Origin of the sequence: Bartonella mastomydis, assembly GCF_900185775.1 — a bacterium.
Lineage (GTDB): Bacteria > Pseudomonadota > Alphaproteobacteria > Rhizobiales > Rhizobiaceae > Bartonella > Bartonella elizabethae.
The window spans coordinates 314886-335855 of the sequence record NZ_LT883138.1 but is presented as its reverse complement, the minus strand read 5'-3'; the positions used below and the strand labels follow the sequence as shown (position 1 = coordinate 335855).

Below are 20970 nucleotides of genomic sequence, written 5' to 3'. Positions count from 1 at the left end.
TCAAAATATTCACTGATGCTTTTTAATATGACCATTTTCTTTTTTATCTTCGCTTTTTCCATTTTATGTGGAACACTGAGTATCGACTATGTGCTCAATTCCTTTCCTCATTTTGGACGCTTTAAAATTGGAAAATGGAGTGCTTACCCACAAATAGGCACCACCAATATGGATCCTTACACCCGCGCCCGCACTGCCAAACAAGGCATTGTTTCACTTGGACGCACTGAAGGTATTCAATTCCAGATTTGGCAAGATAATCAAGGGCGTCCACTCCACCCTCACTGTCATTATTTGCTCAAAGGCACCATCCCTGAAACCCGTCTTTTTACCCTTTATACAGCTGATAAATCCCTTAAACCCTATATTTCATCAAAAGAAATACCTTTTGAACTCCACACAAACGCTATTACTTATGAGCATGATGGCGAATTGCGTATCCATATTTCACCTACACCGCAAGCCGGCAATTGGCTTGCAACCGTTAGTCAAAAAGAATTCGGGCTTATTCTTACCTTATACGATACCTCAATCATCTCAGCAACGGCATTAAAAAAGCTCACCATGCCCTCAATAGAACAAATCCCATCAGGACAAATAAATTGTGACTAGATTTATTCATACCGCACTGCTCGCCATCATTGGCGCTATTATCGTTCATATTTGCTTTCTCTTTCTGATCCCCACTTGGGCACAAAATAATATATGGACAAGCCTTAAAAAATCTGGAGCCCCTTATCAATTTGTTGATTTTACTCCCGATAATCCTATTCAACAATCTGCTGATCCACTCTTTCTTCTTAAAGTCTGCAGATTTAATCTTGAAAACGGACCTGTTCATTTAAAGGCTTTGAAAACACAACAATTTTGGTCACTGGCAGCCTACACACACAACGGAATTATTTTTTACAGCCTTAATGACCGAACAGCCCCTGATGCGACACTCGATCTTATCATTGGAAAACCCATACAAATAATAGCACTCAAAAAGTCAAAACCTAAAATAAATGCTAATTCAGTTTTAGTTGCTAAAAATTTAAATGAAGGTTTTGTCATTTTACGTATTTTCGCCCCCTCTTCCCTTGCAAAAAAAGAAAGTGAAGCTTTTCTTTCATCAGCGACCTGCCACATATTTTATGAATAAAAATATCCTCACTTTTACAGCAACTTACTTTTTAGTAAAAACGAAACAAAACCTATCAAAGCGGTCATCTTTTTCCTCTATGAATTGAATATTCAAATTTAGATTTGTCTGATTTTGATCCCTCATTTTTTATTGAGTGCGATAAAGTATTTTCAATCCTCTCACAATAGCCCTTTATTGAAATACAACTCCGCCACACATGTATACCTACAGATGTATACAGAAAAAATCAGCCCATTGATTATCCAAAATGAAATCTCTGTTAAACAATGTTATATTTGATAGGCATCATCCGATAAAAAACTGCACACAACTAGAGAAAAAAAGAAGGGTAAAGTTCTCAACAAATATACTGATACCAATAATAAAACTTGTTATTTGAGTTTATTGCTATTTATTGACAAACATTCTCCTAAAATTCAATCAATGACAGAATAAAGTGCTGTAAAAAACACTTATTCCCTTCAATGAAAGCCCTAAAACAATCGCTAAAAATTGATGAAATATCACGCATCCTTGATCTCAAAAATAAGTGCTTTACTTTTGTCTTATGAGCAAAAACTTTTGTAGGATATGTCATCTGAAAAAACTTTGCTTATAGTTTACAGTCGAGGGAAAAAACTTCATGAAGAAGAAATATGTTCGGTTAATTTCAAGAGCAGCGGTATGGTCCCCTCGATTTGGAGGATTAGCGTTTTTTATTTTATTATTTTCGGTCATCTTACAACGTTTTTCCGTCATTCATGTAACCGACTTTATAATTTTGACCAGTATCTCTACTGGCTGTGTGATTATTTCTGTTTTTCTCGCTATTAAAGCACTTCATAGTTTGTGGGTCTATGGAGCTCTGGGGGGAATGAAAGCTTTAAAAGGAATACTTTATTCACTCATAACTGCAACACCATTGGTATTATTTTTTGGACTTTGGTTTACCTTACCTGCTCTTTACGATGTTTCTACCGATACACAAAGACCACCAGCTTTTTTTCGCACAATGCGCCCCAGTGATGCTTTACCACTCAAAAGTGTTTTGCTTGAACAAGAAACATTACAAAGGTCACAATGGCCAGAAATGTCGGGGCGCCGTTATGATGGCGCACCTGAACGCATTCGCGAATCCGTTCTCAATGTTTTGGCTGCGTATGATTGGCCTATTGTAGCGCAACGAGAATTTAAAGGCGAAGAAAATGAGATTTATATTGAAACGAGAGCTAAAACTTTTTACCTCGGTTTTATTTCAGACATCGTGATCCGCTTAACTGATGAAGGTGATACCACCTTTGTAGATATGCGCTCTGCTTCTCGTTATTTACCAAGAGATTTAGGAACCAATGCTGCCTTTATTATCGATTTTATGGATGCCCTTGATACAGAAATCGCTTCACTTCCTCTCTCACAAGATGATGGATAACAATTAAGAGAGATAAGGCACTTCATTTCATAAAAATTGCTTACTTTTCAATGAATATGATACATAAGAAAATAATCTTTTTTTAAATCTATAAACTAACAATCCTTATACAAAAGACAATAATCTCAAAACGACCCATTCTTGAAATAATTAAAAAGATTTAAAAACAGCAAATAAAAAACAGAAATATTTATTATTAATAATATTAAAGTCTCTGTCCAACTGTAATAAGTAAATATTTTTTAAAGGCTTAATAGTATATAAAATAATAAATAAATTATTATAAAATATTTATATCAAAATATTATTATATAAATAATTATTGTCCATATAAATAACGTAAACAAATAAAAACTGTTATAGACAATAATATAATAAATATAATGAACAAAAATGTGCTTAAAAACATTTTTTCAAAATTTCTTTATTACTATAACCTTTAAATTTATAATGTAAAAACGCTGCATAGAAAAATATAAATAAAGAACATGTATAAGATAATAACTCTGCAATAATATGAATAATATCACTCATAAAAAAAATCTTTAAAAATATATAAAATAATTATTGGAAATAAAGCTTATTTAAGGTGATAAAATATTTTATTTTAATATATAGATATATATATTAATAATTTTATATATAAAAAATTAATTTACTATAATAAATAACACTCATTCAGCACGAGTAATATTTTTAAATTCTATTACAATTATAATACATAAATTTAAATTATAATATATTATTTATTATAAAAAATTTACGAATAATACATTATAATTATATTCTTAAAATAATGTAATAACGTAATTCTATATTATTTTAAAATTCCCATATATCTAACTAATAAACTTCCAGAATAATATATTATAAAAAATATAATTGTTGATAATATTATTCTTTTTATACTCCAGTTCTCACCTTTAAATCTATTGAAAAAAAACATGAAAAATCCAAATGCAATTGCTGTCACTAAGGAACTAATAAAAGTATACATAACAAAGAATCCAAAATAAAATATCTATTATCATAAAAAAATATCCCTGAAATCAGTTTAGCCATAGCTTTAAAGTATGTTTATAATATCACTGATCTCAGAAATATCTTTATCGTTATTTTCTAAATAAATTAGAAACAGTGTTCTTCCACTTTATGGATGGCATTGATTGTATTTATCTATAAAACCGCTAACAGCTCCTTCTAATCCGCCGCCTACTGCTCCACCGAGCGCACCAACAAGACCTCCAGAAGCTCCTGCTATTCCACCTCCTATTGCTCCTATCCCTCCCTTTATAGCAGCTGATTCAACGTAATCGCCTACTTGACAGCTCGGATTTGGATGACATTGATTATACTTATCTACAAAACCGTTAGCTGCTCCTGTTAATCCCCCGCCTACTGCTCCAGTGAAAGCACCAACAGGACCTGCCACTGAACCACCTAATGCTCCTCCTACTGCTCCTATCCCTCCCTTTATGGCAGCTGCTTCAACATAATCGCTTACTTCACAACTCGGATTCGGATGAAATTGATTGTACTTATCTACCAAGGCATCACCAGCTCCTCCTATTCCGCCGCTTACTGCTCCACCGAGAAAGCCAGCACCTGCACCTCCTGGTCTAGCAATAGAACCTCCCGCTGCACCAGCACCACCTCCTAATACTAATCCTACAATGCCGCCGTTACCTGCTTCTTGAGCATAAGCGTCTGTATTATGATCATCTTCTGGAAAAAGCCAACTGTGTGGTTGTGAGTTACTACTTGAATCACCAGCTCCTCCTATTCCGCCGCTTACTGCTCCACCGAGAAAGCCAGAACTGACACCTCCCGGACCAGAAAAAATACCTCCGACTGCACTAGCAATACCTCCTATTACTTCTCCGATGATGCCACCTGTACCTGTTGCTTGGGCATAAGCGTCTGTACTATAATCATCTTCTGGAAAAAGCCAACTGTGTGGTTGTGAGTTACTACTTGAATCATTTGATGAGCTTGAACTCCCCATTTTAATCCTCCTAATATCTATTAAACAATAACTGTATCACAATAATACAGTGGAAATTTCCATTATTATGCTGTTTAACGAATGTCAAATATAATTTTAAAAAATATAAATATAAATAATAAATACATTATGTTTATATTATATTCTTACAAATTGTATATTTCAATTAAGCAATAATAATATTTACAATACTGTTAAAATATGCGACATCCATCGCTCTTTCTCTTAAACAAACATAAATTCAAATGAAGCATTCACAAGAAAAACCTGTAGCCTTCTCTTGGTTTACAAGAACAACAAAGAAATATATTTATTATGTCATCGAACTTAGTTGCGTTGCTGTTGTTTTGCGTTTGCTGGGTTTGGTAAATCCTTTTATTTTTCAAGCAATTATTGACCGCATTCTCCCTTTTCAGCGCCTTGAAAGTCTCTATGCTATCGTTGTCTTGATGGTTGCTATCATGCTTTTTAGTACCGCTCTTAGCACTCTATCAGGTTACCTAGGCACTTATTTAGCCAATCGGCTTACGCTAGAATTTGGACGGCGTATTTACACCCATCTTTTAAGCCTCTCCTTGTCTGTGTTACGTCATTGGAAAGTGGGGGAACTGTTTTCACGTATTGGAGAGGTTGATACAATTCGCGGGTTTCTAACAGGAACCATCGCCACAACTGTCCTGAATGTTCTGTTTGCAATTATTTATCTTGCTGCACTCTTTTCCATTAGTCCGAAACTTACCTTTATTGTTCTTATCATTTTGCCCTTACAAATGGGCTCTTTAGCATCGGTTGGTCCCTTTTTACGCCGCCAATTACGCCGTACATTCACTCTGCAAGCCGCCCATAAATCACGCCTTATTGAAAGCTTTACCAATCTTGAAGCCATCAAAGCACACGTAAAAGAATCTGCTCATACGATACGCATGCAAGAAACTTTAGCCCGCAGTCTCGATCAAAGTCTTACGACCAGTAAATTTCATCTTTTAAATGGAGCTTTAAGCCATATTTTTGGCGACCTTTTTACCATTTTTATTATCTTTTTTGGTGCTCAGGCAGTGTTGCAAAATCAAATCACACTAGGACAACTTGTTGCTTTTCATCTTCTCGCTGGCAATGTTTCTGGTCCTATCTTAAGCCTTGCCTCCCTGTGGGAAGAATGGCAGCATTTGAAAATCTCTCGTCTTCGTTTGGGTGATATTCTTAACGCACCTTCAGAATGGGAAGAAGAAAAGCCCCCCCTTCAGCTCACCACAAGCCCTCAACTTGAAGCTAAAAATATCTGCTTTTCTTATGGAGAAACACCTATTGTTAACCATGTTGATATTTGTTTAAAGCCTGGGCAACCCATTATGTTGCTTGGTCCTTCAGGCTGCGGAAAATCAACCTTTGCGAAACTCCTTTGTAGTCTTTATCCTCCAACAAATGGACAGATATTGATTAACAACCAATCTATACAAAACTTTGATATCCGTAGTGTGCGCCAAACAATTGGGTATTTTCCTCAAAGTCCTTGCCTTTTTTCCGGAACCATTCTTGAAAATATGCTTCTTGCAAAACCAAATGCCTCTGAGAATGAAATCGTTGCTGCCCTTCATGCAAGTGCTTGTCATGATTTGATTTCTCAATTGCCGCGAGGGATTCATACCCAAGTAGGCGAGCAAGGTGGCTTTTTATCAGGTGGACAACGCCAACGCCTAGCATTGGCTTGTTTTTTTCTCATCGAACCGCAGATTCTTATCTTGGATGAACCTACTTCCGCTCTGGATGACAGGGTCAGTGCACAAATCGTTGAACATTTATATAAACTTTCACAAGAGCGTATTGTTCTCGTCATTACCCACAAAAGTGATCTTTTTCCCAAGCATGCAACCGTATTAAATTTCTCTGATCTGGAGGCAAAAAATGGCAGATAAGGCTCCCCATTTGCGCCCTTTATCGCCAACACTTCATATGGTGGTTACTGTTTTGGTCGCCTTATTCCTTTTTATTGTCATTGGTAGTTTTATCACCAAAACAGAGATTGTTGCACGGGGACAAGGATCAGTTATTCCCACTTCCTATGTTCAACTCGTCCAAGCGCAAAATACAGGACGCATTGAAAAAATCCTCGTAAAAGAAGGGCAATTTGTTCATCAAGGAGACCTCCTTATTCAATTGGATCCGCGTGAAGCTTTAAATGAACGTGCACGTGTCCAAGCCGATATCGCTCAACAGACCCTTCAAGGGCAAATTGCCGCTGCGATTTTAGCTGCCTTAAGTGAAAGAGATCCTTTGGATAAAGATTTTGTGACCAAAGGGCTCGCTTATTTGCAAATCTCTTCCTCTAACAATAAAACAGCGAAAATAGAGGGAGAAAAACTCATCCATGCGACCCTTCAATCACTACAAGATAAAGTAAAAGCACTGAAAGCCCAAGCTGATCGTGTTACACGAAGCGGTGCTGTCCAATACGCACAATTGGATAGATTACGAGATGATCAACAATTAAGCCAAGAAAAGCTCAAAGCAGCCAAAAGCTTGATGGAAACAAAAGTCATCAGCCATTCTCTTTATTTAGAACGTTTACATGACTTTAAAAATGTGGAACATGAAATTTTAGCCAATCAAAGACGCTTGGAAGAAAATGCTGCTGAAATAGAAGCACTCCGTCAACAAAGACAAAGCCTTATTTCTGATGAAATCGCCCGCTATCGACAGCTTTCTCGTGAGACAGAACTCTCTCTTCAAAGCTTAAAAGCCAAACTTGACAGCAGCCAATATCGTCTTGACCACTTATCACTTTACGCCCCTGTTGATGGACGCATTGATGATTTAAGTATCCACACTTTGGGTGGCTTTGTAGAAGCGGGTAGAACTCTGATGCGTATTGTCCCTGGTTCAGGGGGGCTCATTGTTGAAGCGTTTTTTGATAATCGAGATATTGGTTTTTTAGAAAAAGGCCAACGTGCTTACGTAAAATTTTCTGCCTTTCCACCTGAACGCTACGGCGTTATCTACGGTACCGTTATGAATGTAGGTGCAACAGCGCGCCATCAACAAGAAATTAATGGTGTTTATGCTGTTTTAATCAAAATCGACCAAGATCACATCACTTTTAATCACCAAGAGCTTAAATTTATCCCTGGCATGACCGTAACAGCTGATGTCATTACTTCAAAACGGCGTCTCATTTCTTATTTCTTTGAACCTATTACCAAAGTTTTAGAACAATCCCTAAAAGAAAGATAATCTGTATGAATGAAACTCCATCACCCTCACTCATAAACCCAATAATGGCTTTAGGAGCTATGGTCGTTTTAATGCTTCAATCCCCCCTACACCGCCGTTGGCTAATCTGGGATATCGAACGAAACTTAGGTCCAGCCTTACGGGTTGGGCAATACAAACTCTATCAAAATGAGCATGGGGAATTTTGCGCCTTTATCACTTGGGCTTTTTTAGATGAAAAAAATCATCAATCCATGCTTGAAAAAGGAGAGCTTTTGCCCAATGCTGACTGGCAGACTGGAAAATACGTATGGTTTATTGATTATGTAGCACCTTATGGCCATACTGCACATATTGTCCGCGATATGCAACGAAATATATTTCCTGATCAGCGTTATTTTTATGCTGTACGACGTAATGAAGATGGCGGAATACGAAAAATTGCTCGCTGGTGTTCCTATAACCCATCCAACTAGCTTTTATCTACTTAAGTGTGCATAAGTCATTTAAACCTACTCTCTTAATAGAAAAGAATCTTTTAAAAGACTGTGTTGGCAATAATTATCAAAAAGAACCTTAGCATATTAGAGAATTAACGCGCTAAAAATGGATATTTCTCAGCTTACCAGACTTGATATCAATAGCAATAAATTGTTAAGAGATTTAATTCACTCTCAAGATCCAGAAAACTTTGATTTGATTTATTTCATTAAATATTGGCTGGGGTACCTGGATTCGAACCAGGGAATGCCGGTACCAAAAACCGGTGCCTTACCGCTTGGCTATACCCCAAAATAAAATACGCCTTATAATTACTTTTGCACCTTATAGCGATTCCTGCCACTGGACGCAATATCTGAAAATCAAAGACCTTACTTTTTTATTACAAAGTCTCTCCGCGTTTTACGATACCGCATCGATACAAATTGGTAATAGAAATGGATAGAGAGTTATTCTCTTAACACAAGTCACAGCCATTTATCCATCAATTATTTTACTCTTTTATTAATTTCCTAAAAACAGAAGATGAAAATCTTATCGTTTATGTCTCGAATAAATGAGTATATGCTTTGCTTTTTTTGATATATTCAAAACTCATCTTACTCAATTAAAACAAAAGCTGTCACAACACTGAGAATTGGCAAAGTGTATGGTAGCCTGCTGTGCTCTTTTATTAAGTGTAAAGATGGTAATGTCCACTTATTTTATAGTGTTATAATGGTTTTATATGTCATATTATTCAGGGATAGCGCTACGAAATGAAATCAAGCGTATTGAGCAATGTCTCTTAAAAACATGTTTTAATATCCTGTTGTAAACACCCTTGCACACTAGTAAGTTGAAAAATTTTGCAAAAAATTAAAAGTATTTTATGTGCTATTTGCAAAAAATATTTTTAGATATAAAAACAAAGAATGAGAGCTTTTTTCCTTTACTTTTTATTCAAAAAATCATGCTATTTTTATCCATTCGTAGATGTAAAAAATCTTCAGAAGGCACTATTTATATAGACCTGTGTCCCTTTTGATTGGTTGCATACATTTTTCTTAAAAGCTCCTTTTGCAAAAAGAAAAATATTAAAATTAATTAATATAAAAATTAATAAAAATAAGCATTCAACATTTGCTTTTATGAGCTGCAAATGGCAAATTGGATTATTGGAGTGAGCTTAACAATTAGAATCGAGGAGATTTTTAAATGGCTTTTGAATTGGCTGCATTGCCTTATGATTACGATGCTCTTGCGCCCTATATGTCACGCGAAACACTTGAATATCATCATGATAAGCATCATCTCGCTTATCTTACCAATACCAACAACCTTATAAAAGACGCAGGCTTGGAAAATGAAAGCCTTGAAGAAATTGTGAAAAAAAGTTTTGGAAAAAATGTTGGTTTGTTTAATAATGCAGCGCAATATTACAATCATAACCATTTTTGGAATTGGATGAAAAAAGATGGTGGTGGTCAAAAGCTGCCTGAAAAACTAGCAAAAGCTATTGAATCTGATCTAGGTGGTTATGACAAATTCCGTACTGATTTTATTGCTACTGCTGGTGCCCAATTCGGCTCCGGATGGGCATGGGTTGCTGTTAAAGATGGTAAGCTTGAAATTATGAAAACGCCAAATGGTGAAAATCCTTTGGTTCATGATGCTCAGCCTATTCTAGGTGTGGATGTGTGGGAACATTCTTATTATATTGACTACCGCAATGCTCGTCCGAAATATCTCGAAGCTTTTGTCGATCATTTGATTAATTGGGATTATGTTCTCAAACTTTATGAAGATTGCGGATTGTAAGCTGTCTAGATAATTTTTTAGTGTCTATAAGTCCCTATAATTTAGTAAATTATAGGGACTTGCAAACAAAGTTATTATAGATTAGCAACGGTCTTTTCCTGCTATCTTTAGAATATATGCGTAGATATAAGCAACTTCTTCTAACTTTGAAAAACGCCCAGCTGCACCAGCATGCCCTGAATCCATGTTAATACGCAATAAAATTGCATTATCATCTGTTTTTAACTCACGCAATTTTGCTACCCATTTTGTAGGTTCCCAGTAAGTTACACGAGGATCTGTTAATCCTGCGATCACAAGCATAGGGGGGTATTTTTGCGCTTTGACGTTATCATAGGGAGAATAAGAAGCTATAAGATTATAATCTTCTTGTGATTCAAGAGGGTTTCCCCATTCAGGCCATTCGGGGGGCGTTAGAGGTAAGGAAGCATCGAGCATCGTTGTTAAAACATCAACAAAAGGTACATTGGCTATAATCCCAGCAAAATCCTGTGGCGCGATATTGGCAATAGCCCCCATCAACATTCCTCCTGCCGAACCACCATGCGCAATCAACCGATCATGGGCTGTGAATTTATTGTTTACAAGATAGCGCCCACAAGCAATAAAATCAGTAAATGTATTATATTTAAAGAAATGCTTTCCTTTCTCATACCATTCAAATCCTTTTTCTTTGCCTCCACGAATATGGGCAATAGCATAAATAAAACCTCTGTTTACGAGAGAGAGGGCATTACTATTGAAACTGGCAGGTATAGAAATCCCATAAGCACCATAACCATAAAGCAAACAAGGTGCACAACCGTTAAGGGGTGTCTTTTTATGATAAAAAAGTGAAATGGGAATTTTTTCACCATCCTCTGCGGTGGCCATAACACGCCGCGTTATATATTCATCTTTATTATGACCAGAGGGAATTATTTGTGTCTTTAATAATACTCGTTTGCGACTTTTCACCTCGTAATCAAACACTTGATCAGGTGTTGTCATCGATGAATAAGAAAAGCGAATGGATTGACTATTATATTCCGCTGCACCTTGCAAACCTAAAGAATAAGCCTCTTCATCAAAAACAATGGAATGAATTTGTTTCGTTGTACGCTCCATAATTTTTATACGAGGGAGTCCTTCAAAGCGTTCGAGCCAAATAAGAAAGTCTTGATACGCATCATGGGATAGGATTAAACATCCAAGCTGATGAGATACAAGCTCTGACCAATTTTCTGATTGCGGAGCCGAATAAGGCGCAACCATAATTTTAAAGTCCTTTGCATTATCTAAATTGGTCAAAATATAAAAGACATCACCACCTTCTGTAAGTGAATATTCAACACCTTTTTGCCGTTTTCGTACACACTGAGGAACGCTAAGAGGTGCTTCAGCAGAAATTAACCAGATCTCTGAGGTTTCATGATCATGAATACTTATATAAATAACATCATGAAGCTTAGAACCACTTACATTTAAGAAAAAACCTGGATCATCTTCACGAAAAATAAGTTTATCTTGTGATTGATCCGTGTTTAAGCGATGATAATAGAGCTCTGAAGGTCGGTGGTTTTCATCCAACTTTGTATAGAAAAAACCTTCAGATTGAGCATCCCACACAATTTGTCCGGATGTGTCAATTATGGTGTCCGTAAAATCAGATAATGTTTCTAAATTACGAATTTTAGCTGTATAGAATTCCGATCCTTTATCGTCATAAGTCCATACAACATACCTATGATCAGGAGATTCTTGAACTGAACCAAAATTGAAATATTCTTTACCTTCAGCCAAAAGATCACCATTAAGATAAACGTGTTTTTCTCCACCATTCCTTGATGTCCGAAAGTAATGTGGTTGTTGCCCTCCGGTAACATAAGAAAATCCGTAAGAAAAAGGTCCATTTTTTATAGGAACAGAACTATCATTCTCTTGGATCCTGCTTTTCATTTCGGTAAAAAGCAAATCTCTTAATGACTTTGTATCAGCCATTTGAGCCGCTTGATAAGCATTTTCTTTTTCAAGATGATGTCGAATATTGGGATCAAGACAGTTAGGATTTTTAAAAACATCTTGCCAGTTAGATGCACGTAACCAATGATAGGGATCATCACGAAAAATACCATGATATATTTCCTTATGAGTGATTCTAGATGCTTTGGGAGGAATTGTAAAAGTGCGGGTCATACACAATCCTATATTTAAATATGTTAATAGCTTCGTTTATATGTTAGAATCACAATTATTGATGCAAGTATAAAAATATAATTCCTACGCACGTGCAAAAACAGCATCGCGATCGTTTTTACAATTAATATCCTTCTATTCATTAGCCGTCATAGCTATTGTTTTGTGAGGGTAGAATACCACTTTTATAATGAAAGTGACAGTAAGACAATTAAGTTAAGAGAGAAAGAATTGATTTTTTTTGATACAGTATAAATGTATAATTTTATAGAAAGGAATAACTACATATAAAGTATTGTAATTATATTACAAGATATAAAAAAGTATTATATACGTCTTAAGGTATAGTTTTATATTATATATCGTGATATATTATCATATTTATAATATAGTTTGGTTTTTGTTATTAAAATTAATAAATATAAAATATAAAAATAAATTTAAATTTTATAAAAAATACACTTGATAGATTGTAAGTATTTAAAATAAAAATAATATTTTATATTTTATATTTTTATAATTATTAATTTTATTTTTACCTTTTCAAAAAAAATAAATAAATTTTATCTTATATTTTTTTATATTTGTGATATATCATATATTATGTATGATATGTTATAGAATAAAACTATCCTTTAACATGTAAGAATTTCGTTTTTCTTATTGTATATTATGACAAAAAAGAGGTATTTATTTGATTTTTTTGTGTTTTGGCAATTTTATAGAATAATTGAATTGACAAAAAAGATTTTTGTACAATATGAAACTTATGTGCATGGGATCTTTATATTATGAGTATATGCACTATATCTCGATTTTGGATTACTCGATTTTAAATTAAAGGAAACAAGAATGGAACATCGTGCAGTCTTAGAGACTGAAAGCAATTTAGTTATTACATTGGTTGCTGATATTGTTGCTGCCTACGTGAGTAATAATTCTATTCGACCGACTGAAGTGCCAAGTTTGATTGCTGATGTCCATGCTGCTTTTCGTAAAGCAGGGAATCTAGAATTAACGGAAGTCGAAGCTGAAAAACAAAGGCCTGCCGTTAATCCAAAGCGTTCGGTATTTCCTGATTATCTCATTTGCCTTGAAGATGGAAAAAAATTTAAATCTCTCAAGCGTCATCTCATGACACATTATGGAATGTTACCAGAGGAATATCGTGAAAAATGGCAGTTAGACAGCTCTTATCCTATGGTGGCGCCTAATTATGCAAAAACACGATCAGCTTTAGCCAAAGAAATGGGGCTTGGACGCAAAAGTAAACGGAAAAAAGCTAAATAGTCATATTTTGCGAAAAAGTAGTTCCTAATATATATAAAGTTGCTTTTTAGAGTGCATATTTTTTGTGTTCATAATGGTTTTTAGAAAGGGAATTATATAGAGCTTTCGTTACGGATTCGTTTAATCATTGATTTTAAACCATTGGATCGTTGTGGTGTAAGATTTTCATTTAAACCAAGTTTTTCAAAGAGCTCTTGAGCATCAGAGTTACGAATTTCAGAAGCTTTTTTACCTGAATAAAAAGCAAGAAGAATATAAATAAGTCCACGCACAATATGGGCATCGGAATCACCTTGAAACGTTAATATTGGATCTTCTGAATTATTACGTGACGATAAAAGCCACACTTGGCTAACACAACCAGGAACTTTGTGAGCATCGTTTCGAGCACTTTCTGGAAACGGCGGCAATTCATGGCCAAGCTCAATGACATAACGATAACGGTCTTCCCAATTATCTAAAAGCGAAAAGTTTTCTATAATATTATCGATTGCTTCCGCCATTATCTTAGTCCTGTTTCCTTTTACTAATCATGTTGAATATATTTATTGGTAGATAAATATTTATCTACCTAATATAACGAATATGAAGAACGTTAAAAATTCTTATTTTAAGATAACATTATATGATTTTGTAAGAATTTTTTTATTTCCATTTTATGAGAAGCATTAGGAGAAACCTTTATATTAGTTTTGTGCCCTAATATGTCTCCTAAATATTCATAAACAGCTCTTGCACCGTAATATGCGCGTTCGCCAAGTAAACTTAAAAAGGACTTTCCTACTTTACAAGTCTCTTTATTACGGTCACAAAATGTTCCTAAGTCATTTAAAGCTTCCTTAAACGCAATAATCACATCGCTTGTTGTTGTCTCATTATTTTTTGAATTAGGAGAATGGTTACCGCTTGGACTTGCTACAAAAAATGAAATAATGACAAAAACAAAAAACAAAAAAAATGATAATTTGATTAAAAAACGTATCATGAGCAATCAATGTACCGCAATGGTAAAGGCAATAAAATAAAAAGAGTATTTTATACACTGCTTCTTTATAAAAAATTTATAAAATGAATTTTTTATAAAATTGAGTATTCATTTATTGGACCTATATCATTAGCTTTTTTATAAATATGATACAATGTTGCTGTATAAAAATGGGATAATTGTCTCTTCGATAAAAAGATTAATACTTAAATTATACAAAAATATCAAATCGTTATAAGATTATTATATAATAAACTATGATAAGAAATAAGAGACATAATCATGATCGTACATAAGGGGTAGAAAGTGAATACCCTACATTTGTAGTCTTTTATTCCACAAGAAAGTGTAGCGATAAGATAAGGATTAAACACATAAGTCCAATTTCTTTTCCATATTGTGTACATACTTATTTTAAATGATAATTCATTATTTTAAGCTTAGTTGGAAGGGCTAAAGAAAGGGCAAATTCTATTATTCTGACTCTCATGTCGATAACATACTGATATTGTCTATAAAATTTTTACTGGCACACCATAAACATGATCAACATGTCGATAAAAATATAGAGGAATCTCTTACGATTCCATCTCAAGCCAAGATGTTTTTATAACATTGTAAACATCAATTTCATTGATGCTTATGAAAATGATTGAACATGAATAGAAGGATTTGTGCCAAAATATAATACCATTAAGAGCTAATTGCTTTTATCAAACCGTTTACGGATAAGTAACTCTCTCTATGTAAATTATAAAGAATAATAATGACTATCATCATTCTGGCATTATAGAAAAATATTCTCAACTTTATTTTAAAGAATAGAAAATATAGGTGCCAGAAATGAAGAATAACGTAGCATTATTGTTTAGATGATTAGATGTGATAATGCTCATTTGAAAACACCACAGGGTCTTGAGAATTAATCATTTGATGCTCTCTTTATACAGATTAAAGATTTGTAAAATATGAAATTAATAAAAGTTGATAAGAGCTCTTGTTGATTTATCAACTTATAAATGGATATAATAAGGCTACTTATTCTAGGAACTTGAAAGGAAAAAGCAATAATATCACTGCACTTCTTTCTAGCTTGAAATAAGAAATAATTTACATTCATTTTTATGAAAAATAAACGCAACTGAAAATCAAAACTAATGGCAACAAAGCGAAAGACGTCCAGAAAAAAAACTGTAAAACATCGTAAATACCATCGTAGTATTGTTATCACTCTTCTTCTTATAATTTCTCATTTTATTTTTTGGGTAGCAAAAACTCTTTATTTCTATACACGAAAAAATACTTTATTTTTTGTGGGCTCTCTTCTTTTTAGCATTAGTTTTTTATTTGTTTCATTTAATGCTTTATTTTCTCAAATGACAACACACCAAAATATTTTCACTCAAATAAAGTTTTCTTCTGCTCAAAATATAGGAAAAAGCTCTCTTCTATCTGAAAAAGAAGCAAAATCACAAGAACCCTCTCGTGTGACTTCTGGACATTCTCTAAGTCATTCCCAAACAAATTCACCTTTTCCTCCTCCATCAGCAAGTATGCTGGAAAAGCAAAAAGAACTCGCAAAATTAGGATTTTATGATGGACCTTTAGATGGACTGGATGGACCTAAAACACGGCGTGCTATCGTTTTATGGAAACAACAAACTACTCAAAAAATGCAAAATGATGTTTTATCCAATCCCACAGCAGATGAAATTGCGATATTAATTAAACAGAGCGAAATAGAAATGGCAAATAATACAGCAACAAAAAATATAACAAATTCGAAAGAAGCTGTTTTAGATCCTTCTGTTGAAGATATTTTACAGGTACAAAAAGCTTTACAGATTTTTGGCCATGAGGAAGTTCTTGTCACAGGAACAGAAGATCAAAAAACCATAGAAGCCTTAAAACAGTTTCAAAAAATGTTTGATCTTCCTGTTACGGGAAAAATTAACCGCACAATTTTAATGAAAATGCGTGAAATTGGTTTATTACATTAAAGCTAATCGTCTATATTATAAAAATAATCTCTTGATTTATAATGATAATTGATCATTTTCTTGTTTAACGACCCCAAATACAAAAATATTTCTTTACCGTAAACCCTTTTATATTAAATAATCAGAATAGGTTTCTTACATATTCTATATTGAGCCATACAATTGGCTAGCAAAAGAATCACAACCGGTTGCAGAAAAAAATCATTGTAAGAAAGCAAAGGCACTTACTTTAAAATTTTTATTGCTTCTGATGATCAAGGGACACGAAATTCTGCTATCGTATCACACCTTCCCTTCATATTTTCGAGCCAAAAATGTCATATATTACTGTCAATTTGCTTTTGTGAATATAACGCAAAGAATATGTCCAAACACCTGAAGAATAAGGAGATGAAAAGCTGGTTGGGTTATGGCTGTTGTTTTACAAAGTATTTTTAAAAGGCCAGCATATTTCTCTAATCTATAATTGGAAAGTTTTGTATTTTATAACATTGTTTTCTAAAAAAGCCTGTGCTTTTGTTGCTGCTTGTCAAGCAATATTCAATATTCATTCAACCGCATATTTGAGATAAAGACTAAGGCGCTTTCTCTACTGTTGTCGCTTTTGTATATCAAAGGGGTGCAACCCACGTATATCTCTGTTTGTGTAATCTTTCGAAAGCAGGAAAACAGCCTAATTTGGGCAGAACATAAAAGTTTTAAGAGTAGAAATCATTTGTCATCTTGGTCATTTTCTTTTCATTTAACTTTACGTGTTTCAAAGACAGTTAAAGCCCGTGTCTTCTTTTAAATAATGGAGCTTACCTATTGCCTCACGCTTTTATTTATCACGTGTCTTTTTGGGATCACCGTCCCCTCACGTAAAATAAAACATCCCAAATGAAATATACTTTGCCATTCACGGGGGGGGTGAAATAAACATCTCTCAAAGTCTCCAAGCCCATTTTGCAACAATACCTGCGAATAATACAATAGCAGTTCCACTTTGCAGTATCATCTTTAAGCTTGTAAAGGAGAAAGCTGGCATCATTACACACTGTCCCTACTTTCAATATTGCAACAGCTTTTGATGCTTGGGACGATTCATGAAAAGGTATATCTTAGCTTTATTTTTTTATCTACGTAATTCTCCCCGTTTGTAAAGAGCAAGAAACATAGTTTTGATTGCTTCAATTATAAAAGAAGCTGAAATGAGGAAATCTTATGATATTCGGAAGGATATTCAATATGAGAAATATATAAATTATATTTATAATCAATACCTTATATAACTTTTATATTTCTTCATAAACATAAAGCTGGCAGCGCACAGGGAATTTTATAAACTGATAGGAAGTCTTAGATAATTCCATTCCACAAGTGATGACGTGAAATGGGTTAAGAGACGTTTCTTCAAAACAACCCATCAATGTACAAAATAAATGCATTTGTTTGAAGCATTCTGTTTTACGTGAGCCATTCCTCCTGTTAAAAAGCAAACCCATGAATTAATTGCATAATAGCATCCCACTCTCTATCAAGTGTCCCATCCATACTGAAAATCTATTAATAATAATCCTTTGTTTTATCTTACCTCATATTTTCTTTCATCCCCCCTCTCAAAAATACACTTTCTCACATGCTATAAATTATAGGGGATTCTAGAAATGCTTTGTATTTTCTTTAAGGAATAAAATAAAAGGAGGTACATAAAAATTTATTTCAGTGGTAACGATACAATAAAAAATATTAACCCGTTATATGCTTTTTGCTATTGCAGCTTGCGCTGCCGCTAAACGGGCAATTGGGACTCGAAAAGGAGAACATGAAACATAATCTAGGTTATTTTCTTCACATAAAGCAATAGAAGCAGGATCACCTCCATGTTCACCACAAATTCCCAATTTTATTTTTGCACGCTTTGAGCGTCCACGCTGTGCAGCAATGGCAACCAGTTCTCCTACACCATCACGGTCAATAGATACGAAAGGATCTTGTTCCAAAAGGCCTTTCTGAAAATAGGTTGCCAAAAAAGGAGCCGCATCATCACGGGAAATTCCAAAAGTGGTTTGTGTCAAATCGTTTGTTCCAAATGAAAAAAACTCCGCCGTTTCAGCAATTTCATCGGCTCGAAGCGCTGCTCTTGGAAGCTCAATCATCGTCCCAACCATATACTGAATAGTGCTTTCCTTTTCTTTCATCACTTCGCAAGCAACCTGATCAATACGCGCTTTGACAAAATCGAGTTCAGATTTAAGCGCAATAAGTGGCACCATAATTTCAAGCATAACAGGAGATCCAGATTTTTGGGCGGCTTCTGCTGCTGCTTCAAAAATCGCCCGCGCTTGCATTTCAGCAATTTCAGGATAAGTAATGGCTAAACGACATCCTCGTAATCCAAGCATAGGGTTAAATTCGTGCAACTGCTGTGCGCGTTCAGCAAGCGCTTCTGCAGAAACACCCATAGCTTTTGCAACTTCAAGAATTTCTGCATCGGTTTTTGGTAGAAACTCATGGAGTGGCGGATCGAGCAAGCGAATGGTCACAGGCAAACCACACATAATTTCAAATAATTCACTAAAATCTGAACGCTGCATTGGCAAAAGCTTGTCTAATGCTTTGCGACGTCCACTTTCATCATGACTTAAAATCATTTCACGCATGGCAACGATACGTTCACCAGAAAAAAACATATGCTCCGTACGGCAAAGACCAATACCTTCAGCACCAAAAGAACGCCCCATACGAGCATCAGATGGTGTCTCAGCATTGGCACGAACTCTTAGACGTCGCATGCCATCAGCCCATTCCATCAACTTTGCAAAGTCTCCGCAAAGTTCAGGTTGTAACATCGCAACCTTGCCTTTGAAAATTTCCCCACTTCCACCATCAATTGTGATAATATCACCCTTTTTAAAGCTTTCTCCTGAAGCAAGCAGCGTATTTGTGTTATAATCAATCCGCACACTGCCAGCACCGGAAATACATGGCTTTCCCATCCCCCGCGCCACAACAGCAGCATGGCTTGTCATGCCGCCGCGCGTTGTTAAAATTCCTTCAGCAGCATGCATCCCGTGAATATCTTCTGGGCTTGTTTCTACGCGGACCAAAATAACTTTGCGCCCTTCTGCCGATGCTGTTTCTGCCTCTTCTGAGGTAAAAACAATTTCACCCGTTGCAGCTCCAGGAGAAGCCGGTAAACCACGTCCTATAACAAAACGTTCTGCTTTGGGATCAAGTGTTGGGTGCAAAAGTTGATCAAGTGACTTTGCATCAATACGCATCACAGCCTCTTTGCGACTTATTAATCCCTCCTCAACCATTTCAATCGCCATCTTGAGAGCTGCACGCGCTGTGCGTTTTCCTGAACGAGTCTGCAGCATCCATAATTTACCCTTTTCAATGGTAAACTCGAGATCTTGCATATCTCGATAATGCTGCTCAAGTTTCTGCGCAATCTGACATAACTTCAAAAAAGCTTCAGGCATGATTTTTTCTAAAGATGGATTATTTGAACCAGCAACAATACGCGCATTTTCTGTAATGTTTTGAGGCGTTCGAATGCCCGCCACAACATCCTCTCCTTGCGCATTAACTAAAAATTCACCATAAAGTTCTTTTTGTCCTGTCGATGGATTGCGTGTAAAAGCGACACCTGTTGCTGAATCTTCTCCCATATTCCCAAAAACCATAGCTTGCACATTCACTGCCGTTCCCCAACTTTCAGGAATGCCATGTAAACGGCGATAAGTAACTGCACGTGCTGTCATCCAACTTGAAAAAACGGCTCCAATCGCCCCCCATAACTGTTCTTCAGGATCTTGTGGAAAGGGGGTCCCTAATTTTTCTTCAACATAGGCTTTATAAGAAATAATAACATTCTTCCAATCATCTGCTGTCAGTTCTGTATCAACAGTGTAACCATTGTGTGCTTTGGCTTCATCGAGAATCTCTTCAAAGTACGAATGGTCTACGCCTAAGACAACGTTAGAATACATTTGGATAAAACGCCGATAACTATCATAAGCAAAACGTTCATTATTGGCTTGTAAAGCAATCGCTTTGACAGTTTCGTCATTCATGCCAAGATTAAGCACTGTATCCATCATCCCTGGCATAGAAGCTCGCGCCCCTGAACGAACAGAAAGCAAAAGTGGTCTTTGTTCATTCCCAAATTCACGTCCTGTTTGTTCAGCAACGCGTCTTAGTGCTTTCTTAACAGATTCCTGTAGCTCTTCTGGATATGATTTGTCATGGGCATAATAAAAATTACAAACTTCTGTTGTCAGAGTAAAACCAGGTGGTACCGGCAAACCAAGATTACTCATTTCTGCCAAATTAGCGCCTTTACCTCCCAGAAGATTACGCTCGCTTGCACTTCCTTCTGCGCTGCCATCTCCAAAACTATAAACCCATTTTTTCATTATACAAATCCTCCCATATCAGCACCAAAACATCATTCAACGCAGACTC

At 35.4% G+C, this 20970-nt stretch carries 14 protein-coding genes and 1 tRNA gene; 9 read left to right on the top strand and 6 right to left on the bottom strand.

What is annotated here, in order from left to right; genetic code table 11:
• Window positions 1–15 precede the first annotated feature (15 nt).
• The 3 genes from FJG96_RS04605 to FJG96_RS04595 all read left to right on the top strand — a co-directional run bounded on the left by FJG96_RS04605 (window position 16) and on the right by FJG96_RS04595 (window position 2555).
• Window positions 16–612 carry a DUF1214 domain-containing protein gene (locus tag FJG96_RS04605; RefSeq protein WP_139413615.1) on the top strand — a complete coding sequence of 199 codons (597 nt, stop codon included), beginning with the start codon at window positions 16–18 and terminating at the stop codon, window positions 610–612.
• Window positions 605–1144 carry a DUF1254 domain-containing protein gene (locus tag FJG96_RS04600; RefSeq protein WP_139412945.1) on the top strand — a complete coding sequence of 180 codons (540 nt, stop codon included), beginning with the start codon at window positions 605–607 and terminating at the stop codon, window positions 1142–1144. The genes FJG96_RS04605 and FJG96_RS04600 overlap by 8 nt, the downstream gene beginning before the upstream one ends.
• A gap of 625 nt (window positions 1145–1769) precedes the next feature.
• Entirely contained in the window at window positions 1770–2555 is a 786-nt protein-coding gene (locus tag FJG96_RS04595; RefSeq protein WP_139412944.1) for a DUF1499 domain-containing protein, read from the top strand.
• 1150 nt (window positions 2556–3705) lie between these two features.
• Here FJG96_RS04595 and FJG96_RS09045 read toward each other — a convergent pair.
• Window positions 3706–4560, bottom strand: coding sequence for a complement resistance protein TraT (locus FJG96_RS09045; protein ID WP_246046903.1), 855 nt, complete (start codon window positions 4558–4560; stop codon window positions 3706–3708).
• A gap of 245 nt (window positions 4561–4805) precedes the next feature.
• On the opposite strand from FJG96_RS09045, the gene FJG96_RS04580 reads away from it, so the two are divergent.
• The 3 genes from FJG96_RS04580 to FJG96_RS04570 are packed head-to-tail and all read left to right on the top strand — an operon-like array spanning window position 4806 to window position 8243.
• Window positions 4806–6473: a peptidase domain-containing ABC transporter gene (locus FJG96_RS04580; RefSeq protein WP_139412942.1), complete on the top strand. Its 1668-nt coding sequence runs from the start codon at window positions 4806–4808 to the stop codon at window positions 6471–6473.
• A complete protein-coding gene (locus FJG96_RS04575) occupies window positions 6463–7788 on the top strand; it encodes an HlyD family type I secretion periplasmic adaptor subunit (RefSeq protein ID WP_139412941.1) in 1326 nt (441 codons plus the stop codon). Before FJG96_RS04580 ends, FJG96_RS04575 begins: the two co-directional genes overlap by 11 nt.
• A 5-nt stretch (window positions 7789–7793) precedes the next feature.
• Complete coding sequence (locus tag FJG96_RS04570; protein WP_246046902.1) at window positions 7794–8243, top strand: toxin-activating lysine-acyltransferase; 450 nt, start codon at window positions 7794–7796, stop codon at window positions 8241–8243.
• Window positions 8244–8484: 241 nt separating this feature from the next.
• Here the strand turns inward: FJG96_RS04570 and FJG96_RS04565 are convergent.
• Window positions 8485–8559, bottom strand: a tRNA-Gln gene (locus tag FJG96_RS04565).
• Window positions 8560–9465: 906 nt separating this feature from the next.
• On the opposite strand from FJG96_RS04565, the gene FJG96_RS04560 reads away from it, so the two are divergent.
• On the top strand, window positions 9466–10068 hold the full coding sequence (locus FJG96_RS04560) for a superoxide dismutase (protein ID WP_005773910.1): 603 nt from the start codon (window positions 9466–9468) through the stop codon (window positions 10066–10068).
• Window positions 10069–10149: 81 nt separating this feature from the next.
• Here the strand turns inward: FJG96_RS04560 and FJG96_RS04555 are convergent, their stop codons facing one another.
• On the bottom strand, window positions 10150–12243 hold the full coding sequence (locus FJG96_RS04555) for a S9 family peptidase (protein WP_139412939.1): 2094 nt from the start codon (window positions 12241–12243) through the stop codon (window positions 10150–10152).
• Window positions 12244–13095: 852 nt separating this feature from the next.
• Between FJG96_RS04555 and FJG96_RS04550 the strand changes: the two genes are divergently transcribed.
• Window positions 13096–13533: a Ros/MucR family transcriptional regulator gene (locus FJG96_RS04550; protein ID WP_005773912.1), complete on the top strand. Its 438-nt coding sequence runs from the start codon at window positions 13096–13098 to the stop codon at window positions 13531–13533.
• 92 nt (window positions 13534–13625) lie between these two features.
• Here the strand turns inward: FJG96_RS04550 and FJG96_RS04545 are convergent, their stop codons facing one another.
• Together FJG96_RS04545 and FJG96_RS04540 are read right to left on the bottom strand one after the other, a co-directional pair.
• Window positions 13626–14036, bottom strand: coding sequence for a SufE family protein (locus FJG96_RS04545; RefSeq protein ID WP_139412938.1), 411 nt, complete (start codon window positions 14034–14036; stop codon window positions 13626–13628).
• A gap of 107 nt (window positions 14037–14143) precedes the next feature.
• Entirely contained in the window at window positions 14144–14518 is a 375-nt protein-coding gene (locus FJG96_RS04540) for a DUF5330 domain-containing protein (protein WP_139412937.1), read from the bottom strand.
• Between the two features lie 1157 nt (window positions 14519–15675).
• Here FJG96_RS04540 and FJG96_RS04535 point away from each other — a divergent pair.
• Complete coding sequence (locus tag FJG96_RS04535; RefSeq protein ID WP_139412936.1) at window positions 15676–16518, top strand: peptidoglycan-binding domain-containing protein; 843 nt, start codon at window positions 15676–15678, stop codon at window positions 16516–16518.
• 1736 nt (window positions 16519–18254) lie between these two features.
• Here the strand turns inward: FJG96_RS04535 and ppdK are convergent.
• Window positions 18255–20921: a pyruvate, phosphate dikinase gene (gene ppdK, locus FJG96_RS04525; RefSeq protein ID WP_139412935.1), complete on the bottom strand. Its 2667-nt coding sequence runs from the start codon at window positions 20919–20921 to the stop codon at window positions 18255–18257.
• Window positions 20922–20970 lie beyond the last annotated feature (49 nt).